Below are 14,442 nucleotides of genomic sequence, written 5' to 3'. Positions count from 1 at the left end.
CAAAATAGTTTATGAGTGAAATCAAACAAATTGTTATAATAGATAATCATGACTCGTTTACTTATAATTTGGTTCAGCTCTTTGATGAGAATAAACATTGTAATATTACAGTGATTCCTCACGATGAGGTTGTTTTAGAATCTTTAGATAAGTTTGATATGCTTGTTTTATCTCCAGGACCGGATGTGCCTTGTAGTTACCCTATCTTGTTTCGTATATTAGATAGGTATAAAGCTAATAAACCGATCTTAGGTGTTTGTCTAGGGCATCAGACTATTGGAGAGTACTTTGGGGCTACATTAGAGAATCTATCTTATGTCTATCACGGACAGTCTACTACCTTACACTATAGAACAGAAGATAATTTATTTACTACTATAGGCACCTCTGTATCAGTAGGATTATATCATTCATGGGCTTTATCGACTACTGATTTTCCAGAAGAACTAGAGATAGTAGCGCTTAGCGATGAAGGAGTTATTATGTCTATTCGCCATAGAACGTATAATATTAAGGGAGTACAGTTTCACCCCGAATCTTATATTACTTCTCATGGTGGAGAAATCATAAATAATTGGGTATTATCGCTGTAATGATTGGGTTATTTATTATGTTTTACTTGTAATAGCATTTTTTTATCAATCATTATAGAGTTTGTCTATCATATTTTGCAATATAAATAATATAAAAATTATCTATCTAATAATAGTACAGCTATAAAAATTCTATATTAATAAAGAAAGATATAGGTAATTATATAATTGATATAACTACTGTTTTTTCATCATTTTAAAGCCTATTTAGGATAAAAAATATCTATCTAATTCATTAAATAAATGAGAATAGATACTCTAATTTTGCATTGTGAAAAAGGAATTATTAATTACTAAATGATTTAGAATACAATGCAAGCAGGAGTAATAAAAGATGAAATAACACGCAAATATTTGCCATGGTTAGGAGCTCTAGCCATCTTTATGCAAGCACTAGATGCTACAATTTTAAACACAGGATTACCCTCTATAGCTAAGAGTCTAGGAGAGTCGCCTTTAGGGATGCAGAGTATCATCGTATCCTATACATTAACAGTCGCTTTATTGATTCCATTAAGTGGTTGGTTAGCCGACCGATTTGGCACAAAGAGAATCTTTATTCTAGCAGTGGGACTATTTACGTTAGGTTCTATATTCTGTTCTATGTCAGCTACCTTAGATCAGTTAGTTCTAGCGCGTATATTTCAGGCTGTTGGAGGAGCGATGATGGTACCTGTAGCCCGATTAACCTTAATTTATGCTTATCCTAAAAACCAGTTGTTAAAGGTGATTAATTTTATCACAATACCTGGACTGATAGGACCTATGTTAGGACCTGCAGTAGGAGGTTTTTTAGTAGAGAAGCTGTCTTGGCACTGGATATTCTTAATTAATGTACCAGTAGGAGTGATAGCTGTACTTTTTGCTAGAAAGATTATCCCTAATTTTACCAATACAGTAGGGCGTTTTGACCTTATGGGATGGATATTGTTTAGTGGCGGATTAACTACATTGACGTTAGTGATAGAGAAGTGGAACAGTCCAGGCATATCTTCTGCTCAATTACTTACATTGTTTATTGTAGCAATATTAATGGGAGTAGCCTATGTATTCTATGCTAGAATGACGAAAGAACCTTTGATTAAATTGAGTTTATTTAAGATTACCACGCTTCGTTTAGGCCTAATTGGAAACTTAATTACGCGTTTCGGAATCGGGGGAATGCCATTGATGATCCCCTTATTATTACAAGTAGGATATGGATACTCAGCCATGTATGCAGGGATGATGATGATTCCACAAGCCTTATCTAACTTAGTTTCTCGTAACTTTGTAGTACCTATTGTGAGACGCTTTGGATACAGAAGTACGTTGATTACAAACACAGTATTGACAGGGTTGTTAATCAGCTGTTTTTTCTTCGTAACTCCTCACACACCCTATTGGGTGATTATACTCTTAATGATAGGAAACGGAGCGTTTAACGCAATACAATTTACTTCCATGAATACAATATCTCTTGCAGATCTAGATCAAGAAACTTCTAGTGAAGGAAATAGTTTATTATCAGTTACACAACAGTTAGCAGTAAGTTTAGGTATCTCATTGTCAGCGATGGTATTGATGATGTTTCAGAATAGTACAGTCGCTACTTCAGGGGATGGTATAGCTGTATTTAGATATACTTTCTTAGTTATGGGATTGATCACGATACTGTCTAGTTTAGTATTTACTAATCTGAGTAAAGATGCAGGGGCAAGTATGTCAGGAACGCGCTCATATAAAAAAGAATAAAAACATTGTTACTAGATTAAAAAATATCTACTTTCCCTTTAAAATAAGTAGAGATGGAGATAAGAAAAATGGAAGTCAAAGACGCTGATGTAGTTGCTAATCTTTTAGAACAAATGAGATATCATAACACATTAGGTTTTTACCTCATAGAATAGCAGAAATGAATAACTGTGAGAGAGAGTCACTCTTAGTAGTAGAAGATGAGAGACAAGTCATAGCCTTTATCTCAGTACACTTTATTCCTCAGATAGCACTAGAGGGTGATTTTGCTAGGATAAGTTATTTTGCTGTAGATCAGAATATCAGGGGTAAAGATGTAGGTAAACTTGTCGAAGAACACATCACAAAGCTAGCCAATGCAAGAGAATGTGATAGAATAGAACTTCACAGCCATAGTAGAAGGAAGGACGCACATCGCTTCTATTTCAGACAAAGGTACAAGGATGTACCTAAGTATTTAGTCAAGTATTTAAACCCAGATTCGCATTAGCCAAATACTACAAAGCGATTCTACCTCATATCTCTTTCATTAGTTCTCAAACCATACTATAGTATGCTTTACTCACTAATTCAGAGCTATTTTGTATAATTACTTTTCGTTTATATGTCTATCGCGAACCTAGGTTAAAATAGAATTTCAGTCTGGAGAGGATAAGGCAGAAGATAGATATAAAGAAGCAGTAGCAGACTTTGGTTTACTACTGCTTTTTTATGCGCTTTAGTTTTGTATTCTTTCAAAGTATCTTCTCATTTTTTTCTTTTTTGAGTATAAAATAGTCTTTTAAAACACCTTTTTTATAGTTTCTAGACTCTTTTTTTTAATATTAAGCGCGTAATAAGGGATATCTTGTTGTTTTTGTAAAAAATAAGGAGTGTTTTTTTTGATAGGGAAATATATTAATTGATTGGTAGTAAGTTGTTTGTGTTATTTTGTGTCCTTTTTAGTACCTATATAGGATAGCTCTCAGCCCTAGTATTTACAGGTGATATAAGAAGATCCTTCGACAATACATGGACAATAGCTCGATAATGGTGGAGCACAGCATGGGTTAGTCCAATAAATGTCCTTTTATACTCCTCTTATTGTTCTTGTATTCCATGTTGTGATGATATCTAAAACAGATGGGAATAGAAGCTATATTAATACACTTCTAGAAAGAACCTTTGAAAGAAAGAGAGAAGAGGAAGTGTAAAATTGAGGATTCTGCAATCTCTCTTTTTAGTGTTTGAATAGCAAAAAAGCAATCTTCAGGAGATGGATATCTTCTTTTTAGACTAAATTCTCAATATGAATGATTAATAGAAAGTATAGTTTAGTGTATAAAAAGAAGAGGGAATGAGATTTATTTAGGTTTATTACAATTTTTGAAGAAAGCTATGTATTCAGTTTACACGACTTTTTATAATATGTGTAATATATATTTAAGTCTAGTAAACATAAGGGTTTTGTGGTTTTATTCGTTTATAAATTGTGAATAATATAATAGATTTCTTTTTTAGGGATGTGAAATGAATATTATGATTTTTACTACTTTTTAGTTGTGTTTAGTTGAAAGGATATATAGATAGTATGGTGTATTGATATTTGTTGTGCTAATTAAATATGGTAAAAAGGGTATTGTGGTATGGAATTTGATTTTTTGTTAAAGGAATAGAATGTTTTTTAGAAGTATTAGTACTATTTATAATGATTATATACTTTATTATAACTTATTATTTTTTTGAGGAACGTTATTTATGTTAAAAATATTTGATAATTTTAAATACAAGTTCACATTGATTGTGATATTATATTGATGTACGTTAATGTGTATAGGTAGTGAGTAAAACCAAATGAGGGCTGATATATGTCACCTTTGAAATAACACTAAAAATATACTTTTAACATATAAATAAAGAAAACGATTAGAGTCTGTTGGAAATTAGAATATAAAACTGTTTATAGAGTGTTTTTGAGTGTATCAAGACATTTTATCTTATAGAAACTATATATCTAAAAGGAGTAAAAACGAAGAAATACTTCATAATAAATAGAAGTAGTATATCGTACTGATTTTCTAAATAGACTTTTAGTAACAATAATAAGGATTCATTAATTATTAAAAACAAGGTACAAAGATGAACACACTCTCACGCAAGATTGTAATGGCCGCGACAGGATTATTTCTTTGCTTTTTCCTATTGATTCACTGTCTAGGAAATATGCAATTATTTATGGAGCCAGAACAAGCAAGATTAAGTTTTAATGCGTATTCGCATTTCTTAACAGGAAATCCATTAGTAAAGATGGTTTCTTATGTTTTATATGCTTCTATCATAGGGCATGCTATCTATGCTTTAATAATTACTTCTAAGAATAAAACTTCTGGAGGTACTTATAAAAAAGACAATAGAGGTAGAGCAAGTAAATGGTATAGCCGAAACATGGGAGTACTTGGTACAATAGTTTTAATTTTTATTGTATTACACTTCGCAAACTTTTGGTATGTATATAAATTTGGACAAACAGAATTAGATTTAGCAGGAAATAAAGATCTATATCTTGTAGTAGCAACAGCTTTCCAACAATTATGGTTAGTAGTGATTTATGTTATTGCTATGATAGCATTATGTTACCACTTAATCCACGGTATTAGTAGTGGAGTGAGAACATTAGGTTTGTTTCACCCTAAGTTCGTACGTTGGGTAAACATTATTGGAGTTGCTTACTCAGTACTTATCTGTGTAGGTTTTGCTGCAATGCCAGTCTTTATGTACATCACTAACCCTCTTAATCTATAGTTATGAAATTAGATGCAAAAATACCACAAGGACCATTAGAAGAAAAATGGCTTAATTATAAAAAAACAGCTCGCTTGGTAAACCCAGCGAATAGAAAGAAATTAGATGTTATCGTAATTGGTACAGGATTAGCAGGAAGCTCATTAGGAGCATCTCTAGGTGAGATGGGGTATAATGTAAAAGCTTTTTGCTTCCAAGATACACCTCGTCGTGCGCACTCTGTAGCGGCACAAGGAGGGGTGAATGCTGCAAAAAATTATAAAAACGACGGTGATAGTGTGTACCGTATGTTTATAGATACATTAAAAGGAGGGGATTTTAGAGCACGTGAGGCTAACGTATATCGTCTAGCAGAGTGTTCTCTTAACTTGATCGACCAGGCAGTAGCTCAAGGGGTTCCTTTCGGTAGAGAATATGGAGGATATTTAAATAATAGGTCATTCGGAGGTGTTCAGGTTAGTAGAACCTTCTACGCTAGAGGTCAAACGGGACAACAGTTATTATTAGGTACTTATCAAGCGTTAATGCGCCAAGTAGATAAGAAATCTGTACAGTTATATTCTTCTCATGAGATGCTAGACATCGTAGTTATTGATGGTAAAGCTAGGGGTGTAGTAGTGCGTAACTTAGAGACTGGTGAGATAGAGAAGCATTCGGCTCATGCTGTGGTATTAGCTACAGGAGGATTTGGTAAGATTTATTACCTATCTACATTAGCAATGGGATGTAATGGATCTGCGATCTGGAGAGCACATAAAAAAGGAGCATACTTCGCTTCACCAAGTTGGACACAGATACACCCAACATCACTTCCTCAGTCTGGTGATTACCAATCTAAATTAACATTAATGTCTGAGTCATTGCGTAATGATGGACGTATTTGGGTTCCTAAAAAAGCAGATGATACAAGAGACGCTAATGATATTCCAGAAGAAGAAAGAGATTACTACTTAGAGCGTCGTTATCCTGCATTCGGAAACTTAGCGCCACGTGATATTTCATCTCGTGCAGCGAAAGAACGTATCGATGCTGGACATGGTGTAGGACCATTAAAAAATGCTGTATACTTGGATTTCTCTAAGGCTATTAGAGAACAAGGGCAACCTAAGATCGCTGAGAAGTATGGTAACTTATTCCGTATGTATGAGAAGATTACAGGTATTGATGCCTATAAAGAGCCAATGAAGATATCACCAGCAGCTCACTTCTCTATGGGGGGGTTATGGGTAGATTACGAATTAATGACTACTATCCCTGGATTATTTGCATTAGGTGAAGCTAACTTCGCTGATCACGGTGCTAATAGATTAGGTGCTAACTCATTATTACAAGCTTCTGTAGATGGATACTTCATTGCTCCATATACAATAGCTAATTATCTAGCGGATCAAATTAGAGTAGGTCATATCTCTACAGATCATCCAGAATTCGATAAAGTAATTAAAGAGAATCAAGAGAAAATAGATCAATTATTAAGTATTAAGGGAGATAAGTCAGTAGACTACTACCACAAAAAACTTGGTAAGTTATTGTATGATTATTGTGGTTTAGCTAGAACTGCTGAAGGATTAACATTTGCAATTGAAGAGATTAAAAAGTTAAGAGACGAATTCTACAAGAACGTTAATGTTACGGGAGAAAATGATACAATGAATGCTGAATTAGAAAAAGCAGGACGTGTAGCAGATTATTTAGAGATCGGAGTGTTAATGTGCTATGATGCCTTAACAAGAAATGAATCTTGTGGAGCGCACTTTAGAGAAGAGTTCCAAACTGAAGATGGAGAAGCAGAACGCAATGATGGGGAGTTCCAATATATCTCGGCATGGGAATGGCCAGGATCATTAGAACAAGAACCAATCTTAAACAAAGAAGAGTTAAAATTCGAATTCGTACAACCAACTATCCGTAGTTACAAATAATTAGAAAGTCTATGAAACTGCATTTAAAAATATGGAGACAAAAAAATCGTAAAGCACAAGGACAACTTGTAAACTATACGTTAGAAAATGTGAATCCACATATGTCTTTCTTGGAGATGTTGGATACATTAAATGAGCAATTAATCGTAAATAAAGAAGAGCCAGTAGAGTTTGATCACGACTGTAGAGAAGGTATCTGTGGTCAGTGTGGTGTAGTTATTAACGGTAATGCACATGGACCATTAGAGAATACAACTACTTGTCAGCTACACATGCGTGAGTTCAAAGATGGTGAAACAGTATTAATAGAGCCTTTTAGAGCAAAAGGATTCCCTGTTAAGAAGGATTTAAAAGTAGATAGAAGTGCATTTGACCGTATTATATCAGCTGGTGGATATGTATCAGTGAATACTGGTCAGGCACCAGAAGCGAATACTATTCCAGTATCACATGAGACAGCAGAAGCAGCGTTTGACTCTGCGGCATGTATAGGATGTGGTGCTTGTGTAGCTACATGTAAGAACGGTAGTGCTGCACTATTTACATCTGCTAAGATTACTCAATTAGCGATCTTACCTCAATCACAAGAAGAGCGTAAAGAAAGAGCATTAAGAATGATCTCTCAGATGGATGCTGAGGACTTCGGACACTGTTCTAACACTGAAGCATGTGAAGTCGAATGTCCACAAGGTATCTCAGTCCTTAATATCGCACGTATGAATTATGAATATAATCGTGCAAGCTTTTTGAAGTTTAAAAAATAAAAAAATATAAGCCTATGAGCACTCTCACACTCAATAATAGCTTAAAAATGAAATTATTAGTCGGAGCAGGTTTAATCTGCTCCACTATATCTTTCGCTCAAGAGATACAGAATGATACAATCAAAGTCTTTGAAGACAAGATTATTCTTCATCCTGAACCACAGAAGTATCCTCAGTTTAAAGTAGGAGGAGTATTCCAAACAAGATATTTAGACAATTTTAAAAAAGGAGTAGATATCGATGGGCAACATCACTCATCAACTCCTGAAAAAACGAATTACTCTAATAATTCTTTTGATATCAAAAGAATGCGTGTGTCTATGAATGCTAAGATTACAGAGAATCTAGAGGTGACAGCATTGGTTAACTTTGCAGACTTTAAAAATAAGGATGTAAGTACAAGAGTTCTAGAAAATGCCTTTGCTAAGTATACTGTTAATCGCTATTTTCAGATAACAGTAGGACAGTTTAGACCACTGTTTGGAATGGAAGAAACCTATCCAGTGGACATCGTAAAGTCTATTGACTATTCTAATTCTTATTATCTGTTTGGAAACAATGGATGGATGAGCTTCCAAGTAGGAGCAGCCATTACAGGTAGTGTAGATCTGGGTAATGTACCTATGAGCTATGGTTTTTCTGTGACCAATGGAAATGGAAAAAATAAGTCAGATAGTGACGATGGTAAACATTACTCTTCACGATTTTTATTTAACCTAGATAAGAAACACAATCTTAATGTAGGTGTAAGTGGAGGTATTGGAGAAGTACAAAAAGAAAATGTGTATGCTGTAGGTGTGGAAGCAACAGCTAAATTTCCAATCAATGATCGTTGGTGTTTAGACTTTCAAACTGAAGCGAAACAAGGAACTAATCATGATGCCTTCTTTAAATTAGAAGCAGATAAACGCCTTGGGAAATTAGATAATTACATTATGAAGAGTTTTTACATTCTACCTAATATACGATATGAAGTAGGTAAAAAACACTTCCAAGCCATAGAGTTTGCGTGTCGTTATGAATATCTTGATGCAGAATCAAAGTTGAATTCAAATGCTCGCCAATCACTTACCCCAATGTTTAGTTTAGAGTTCTTAAAGAATTATGGAGCTAGAATACAAATCGGTATGCAGATTGACAACTTTAAAGAGAATATAGAGAATTCAAAAACGTACAATTCTAATTTAGCCTTTGTACAATTACAGTGTAGATTCTAATCATAGCATTAAGACATTAAATAGATGAAAGAAGTAAATCTTAAGAATCTTGCGATTACCGCAGTAGTTGGTATCGCTCTATGGTTTTGCCCTATTCCAGAAGGAGTAACACCAGACGCATGGCATTTATTTGCCATCTTCGTTAGTACTATTTTAGGTATTATCTTAAAAGCAGCACCAATGGGAACGATGTGTATGTTAGCCGTAGGTCTAACAGCATTCTTCCAATTATTAGCGCCTGGAGATCCTGGTAAATCGATAGCCCTTAGTTTAAGTGGTTTTGGAGATAAAGTAATTTGGTTGATAGGGATCTCATTCTTTATTGCTAGAGGATTTATTAAAACAGGATTAGGGAATAGAATTGCCTTTTTATTTATTCGCGCTTTTGGTAAAAGTACTTTAGGATTAGCATATGGATTAGGCTTAGCAGATTTAGTATTAGCACCAGCTATCCCAAGTAATACAGCTCGTGGGGGAGGTATTATCTATCCTATCATGAAGTCAATGTCGATGAACTTTGGTTCTGATGCTACAAAACCAGAAACACATAAGAAATTAGGTTCTTTCTTAACATTGAATTGTTATTATATGAACTTGATTGCATCTTCAATGTTCTTAACAGGTACAGCGAGTAACCCTATGTGTCAGAAGTTCGCAGCTGATATGGGGATTAATATTTCTTGGATGTCTTGGGCAGCTGCAGGTCTTGTACCTGGGTTAGTTGCCTTTATTTTGACTCCAATCGTACTTTATAAGATATTCCCACCAGAACTTAAGAAAACAGGTGACGCTCCTAAAGTAGCAGCTGAGAAATTAAAAGAGATGGGTAAGTTATCTATACCAGAGATTTTAATGTTAGTGACATTCGTTATTTTATTAGGGCTGTGGATTACAGGGGATTTATTTAGTATTGATGCCACTACTACAGCATTTATCGGATTAGCTATATTATTATTAACCTCTGTACTAACCTGGGAAGATGTCAAGGCTGAAAAAGGAGCTTGGGATACTATTGTATGGTTCGCAGTGTTGGTAATGATGGCGAGTTCATTAAATAAATTAGGATTCATTGGATGGTTTAGTGATTTAGTAAAAGGTAAAATGGGCGATATGGATTGGCATTATGCCTTCCCGATTATCGTAATTGTTTACTTCTTTAGTCACTATATCTTTGCGAGTGCTACAGCTCACGTTGCAGCGATGTATGCAGCATTGTTAGGAGTAGGAGTTTCGCTAGGTGTACCTCCAGTTTTACTAGCTATGATGTTAGGTTTTATGGGATCTATCTATGGAACATTAACACACTATGGACATGGACCTGCACCTGTATTCTTCGGAAGTGGCTATGTAGAGTTAAAGTCATGGTGGACCTACGGATTAATCATAGGAGTAATGTTATTAATCATTTATCTAGTAGTAGGTACAAGTTGGATGAGTTTAATAGGTGCCTTTTAGTAAAGTAGTTTATATCTGACCTTAAATATGCAACTACCATTTACTGCGAATTAATTCTACTTTACATAGCTTCAATTAGCTCTGAAACCACACGATAGTGTGCTTTAATCGTTAATATTGCTCTGTTTTGTACAATTCATTCTCGTTTAAATGTTATCTGCAAATTTAAGGTTTGATTTAGTGGGCTAAGTATTCTTTTATATCTTTCGGGAATAAAAGAGTACTTAGCTCATTTTTTTTGGGAATACTTTAGAAGTTATGTAGATATGAATAGAGAAGAAATAGTTGTTTTTTGGTTTAGACGTGATTTGCGTTTAGAGGATAATGTTGCTTTGTATTATGCTTTACAAAGTGGATATTGTGTACTACCTATCTTTATTTTTGACAAGGATATATTAAAACAGTTTACCAATCCAACCGATAAGCGTTTAGAATATATTCATCAAGCATTGTCTAGAGTGAATGATACTTTATCAAAATTAGGTACAGGTGTACTATGTTTTCATAATACAGTGATGGAAGTATTTGCCTCTCTAATGCAGAAGTATGAAGTGAAAGCTGTTTATACTAATGAGGATTATGAACCACGTACGATTAAAAGAGATGCAGAAGTAGAACAGTTTTTAGCAAGTCAAAGTATTCTGCTAAATAGATATAAAGACCACGTTATCTTTAGAGGAGGAGAGATCTTAAAACAAGATGGTACACCTTATCAAGTGTATACACCTTATGCTAAACAATGGAGACTGTTATTGACTGAACGACATTTATTTGATTATTCAGTTGAGTTAAATCGTGAGATGTTTTATACAATGGAATGTGCCTTACCTACTTTAGAAGAACTAGGTTATAAGCAAAGTCAGGTCAAATATGATGTTCCACAAATAGATCTGTTTATAGTCTCTAATTATGATCAATATAGAGATTATCCTGGAGTAGAAGGAACGAGTAAGTTAGGAGTAGCTCTTCGCTTCGGTACTATATCTGTGAGACATTGTGTGAGAATAGCATTGAAGGAGAATGCGGTATGGCTATCAGAGTTAATATGGAGAGAGTTCTTTGGTCAGATACTATATTTATATCCACAAGTAGAGAACAATTGTTTTAAGGCAAAGTATGAAGCTGTTCAATATCGAAATAACGAAACTGAATACGAAGCTTGGTGTGAAGGTAATACAGGTTATCCATTAGTGGATGCAGGTATGCGCGAGCTGAATGCTACTGGGTTTATGCATAATCGAGTGAGGATGGTTGTTGCTAGTTTTTTGACTAAACATCTATTGATAGATTGGAGATGGGGAGAAGCCTACTTCGCACAGCAGTTACTAGATTATGATTTGGCTTCTAATAATGGTAACTGGCAATGGGTAGCAGGATGTGGATGTGATGCAGCACCATACTTTAGAGTATTTAATCCGACAGAACAAGTAAAGAAGTTTGATAAGAACGGAGTTTATTTAGATAAATGGGTACCTGAATGGCGAGAGTTGACTTATGTACAACCCATAGTTGATCATAAATTTGCAAGAGAACGTGTGCTCAACGCCTTTAAAAAAGCATTGGAAAAATAGGAGTAAATGTTTGAAACTATTGTTAATAATAATATGTAGTACTTGTCTTTTACATAATTTAATGTTTTATATTTAGCCAGGTATATCTAGAATAGATAATAATTACTAAACTCTAGGTATTAAAAAGCATTTAATATCTCATGTGGTGTAAATATTTTTTCTTTTTTTTAGTTGTATTAGTGTTTAGTAATTGTGTTAAAAAAGAAGGTAATGAGTCTAATAGTAAGAGTCAAGTGATAGATGCAGCAGTAAAAAGCGTTATGTTGACCGATTCTCTCTATAAAAGTGAGAGTAATCGCTTGACAAAATATTTGTTGACATTTACTACATATGCTAATAGCAATCAACATTTACCTTCACTTACTAAAAGTAAAACAAAGAAAAATCATATAAGTAAGCAATTTACACAAGCTCTATCTTTAGGAGACAGTGTTACAATAGCCCAAAGTAGCTTTGCTTTAGGGGAGTATTTTCAGCATAATATAATTCCAGATAGTAGTTACTACTATTATCACAAAGCGACTCAGTATTATAAAAAATTAAAAGATACTATAAACCTTCAACAGACTTACTTGTATTTAGGAGTATTGCTAAATGATAATGGAGTATTTCCAGAAGCCGAATTACAAGTAAAAAAGTCTTTAAGTTTAAATCAAACTAGTGAAACTAGAAGCTATAAAAAATACAGTCAATTATATGTATTAGCTACTGCCAAGCTAGGGTTAGAAGAGTATGATAAAGCGATCGAGCTATTTCATGCAGCAGATCGTATTTTAAATCACACTCGAATAAGGGAAAAATATAATGAATACCAAATAAGGCTAAATCGAATAGCTATTAAAAATAACTTAGCTAAAGCTTACATCGCTAAAAATGAGTATGAAGAGGCTGAGTATATTATTGAATCTGCATTGATGGATTTAGGAAATGTTAGAGAAGTTGATAGGAACCTATTTTTACCTTTGCTTTTGAGTAAACTAGGTGAAGTCGAATTAGCAACAGAGGATTATCAATCAGCTTTAGTGTTTATCCAAGAATCACTAGAATTAAATGTGAAATTAAATAATGTATACTCTCTCAATAAAGACAACCTGCTTTATGCAAAGTATAATTTTTCAGCAGGTAACGATAGTGCTGGATCTCATCTTGTCAATCAGGTATTAAAATCAGCCAAGATATTTAACGATTTAGAATCACAAAGAGATGCTATTGCACTTAAGTTGCTATACGATGTAGGAAGTGCAAAGGAAAATCTATATCAATATAAGAAAATAAGCGAACAGGTAACAAATAGTAATAATATTATTCGCAGTAGATTTGCTCGTTTAAAATATGAATCAGATAGTCTGATACGTTCAAATCAAGCTCTTAAAGACCAGAATAGTCTTATTGTATTTTTCAGTATTACACTTGTACTATTTTTTATAGGAGCAATAGTGGCAATAGTTTTTAGAAATAAAGCAAAAGAAATAGCAATAGTTCAGATGTATCAAAAAGATACTGAAAAGTATTACGATTCGATAATTCACATTCAAAATAGAATTGCTACTGCACAAGAAAGCGAACGTAAGAAATTTGCTAAAGAGCTTCACGATGGTATATTAAACAAGCTTTTTGTTACTCGTTTCTCTTTATTGCAATTAGAACAAGAAAACTTAGAACAGATTAAAGAGGTTTTGGTAAAAGAAGTACATGAAGTCGAAGTCTTTATTAAAAATAGTTCTCATGCTTTGTTTGCGGATGATAAGTTCTTAGTTCATGATTTTAAGCAATTAATAGAAGAGTTAGTAACAATCCAAAATAGGAATTTTTATACTCAATTTAGCTGTAACATAGATTCAAGATTAGAGTTAGAAAGACTCTCTCATCATGTGAAAGTGAATATTTATCGCATTCTTCAAGAAGCTTTTCAGAACGTTCAGAAGTATGCTGAGGCGACTATATGTACTTTAACTCTGGAATATGTATCTGATACAGAATTTATAATTCAAGTTAAGGATAATGGTAGAGGCTTCGATATCAAAACTGTAAATCGCGGTTTAGGATTAAAAAATATAGAAGATAGACTTTATTTGTTAAGATCTAAGTTATTTCTTAAGAGTAGAAAAGGGGAAGGAACTAAACTGATGTTTGTTATTTTTGTCTAAAAATAATGCCAAAACACCTACAACTTATTCTTTGTGTTCATTGTGTTTCTCATTATTACTTATTCAAAAAAAGGACGAACTATGTTAATTTTGTTGTTTATTAACTGAAGGTAACTTGCTAGTAGTTAGTTATTATTCGATCATTAAATGTAATGAAGTTGATTAGCTTCGCTAATTTGGCTTGAATTTTGTTTTATTCAGGTTACTTAGACTCTGTAATATCTCAATGTTATCAATTAATACTACTTTAAGTTAAGG

At 33.6% G+C, this 14,442-nt stretch carries 10 protein-coding genes; all 10 read left to right on the top strand.

The window, feature by feature from the left end:
* Positions 1 to 11 precede the first annotated feature (11 nt).
* Complete coding sequence (locus tag LNQ81_RS17530) at positions 12 to 593, top strand: anthranilate synthase component II (protein ID WP_229948990.1); 582 nt, start codon at positions 12 to 14, stop codon at positions 591 to 593.
* A gap of 312 nt (positions 594 to 905) precedes the next feature.
* Positions 906 to 2,327, top strand: coding sequence for a multidrug transporter subunit MdtD (mdtD, locus tag LNQ81_RS17525; protein WP_229948988.1), 1,422 nt, complete (start codon positions 906 to 908; stop codon positions 2,325 to 2,327).
* Positions 2,328 to 2,487: 160 nt separating this feature from the next.
* Complete coding sequence (locus LNQ81_RS17520; RefSeq protein ID WP_229948986.1) at positions 2,488 to 2,817, top strand: GNAT family N-acetyltransferase; 330 nt, start codon at positions 2,488 to 2,490, stop codon at positions 2,815 to 2,817.
* A 1,628-nt stretch (positions 2,818 to 4,445) separates the two neighbouring features.
* Positions 4,446 to 5,108: a succinate dehydrogenase cytochrome b subunit gene (locus LNQ81_RS17515; protein ID WP_229948985.1), complete on the top strand. Its 663-nt coding sequence runs from the start codon at positions 4,446 to 4,448 to the stop codon at positions 5,106 to 5,108.
* Positions 5,109 to 5,110: 2 nt separating this feature from the next.
* Positions 5,111 to 7,030, top strand: a complete 1,920-nt coding sequence (locus LNQ81_RS17510; RefSeq protein ID WP_229948983.1) for a fumarate reductase/succinate dehydrogenase flavoprotein subunit — start codon at positions 5,111 to 5,113, stop codon at positions 7,028 to 7,030.
* A gap of 11 nt (positions 7,031 to 7,041) precedes the next feature.
* On the top strand, positions 7,042 to 7,794 hold the full coding sequence (locus tag LNQ81_RS17505; RefSeq protein WP_229948981.1) for a succinate dehydrogenase/fumarate reductase iron-sulfur subunit: 753 nt from the start codon (positions 7,042 to 7,044) through the stop codon (positions 7,792 to 7,794).
* A 14-nt stretch (positions 7,795 to 7,808) separates the two neighbouring features.
* Complete coding sequence (locus tag LNQ81_RS17500) at positions 7,809 to 9,011, top strand: porin (protein ID WP_418887957.1); 1,203 nt, start codon at positions 7,809 to 7,811, stop codon at positions 9,009 to 9,011.
* Positions 9,012 to 9,035: 24 nt separating this feature from the next.
* Positions 9,036 to 10,466 (top strand): anion permease, encoded by a 1,431-nt coding sequence (locus LNQ81_RS17495; RefSeq protein ID WP_229948977.1) that lies wholly within the window; start codon positions 9,036 to 9,038, stop codon positions 10,464 to 10,466.
* Positions 10,467 to 10,732: 266 nt separating this feature from the next.
* Positions 10,733 to 12,037, top strand: a complete 1,305-nt coding sequence (locus tag LNQ81_RS17490) for a cryptochrome/photolyase family protein (RefSeq protein ID WP_229948975.1) — start codon at positions 10,733 to 10,735, stop codon at positions 12,035 to 12,037.
* Between the two features lie 140 nt (positions 12,038 to 12,177).
* Positions 12,178 to 14,184, top strand: coding sequence for a sensor histidine kinase (locus LNQ81_RS17485; RefSeq protein WP_229948973.1), 2,007 nt, complete (start codon positions 12,178 to 12,180; stop codon positions 14,182 to 14,184).
* The last annotated feature ends 258 nt before the right edge of the window (positions 14,185 to 14,442 follow it).

Origin of the sequence: Myroides oncorhynchi, from assembly GCF_020905415.1 — a bacterium.
GTDB lineage: Bacteria > Bacteroidota > Bacteroidia > Flavobacteriales > Flavobacteriaceae > Flavobacterium > Flavobacterium oncorhynchi_A.
The sequence above is the reverse complement of the archived record's forward strand: the minus strand, read 5'-3'. Positions and strand labels throughout refer to the sequence as shown.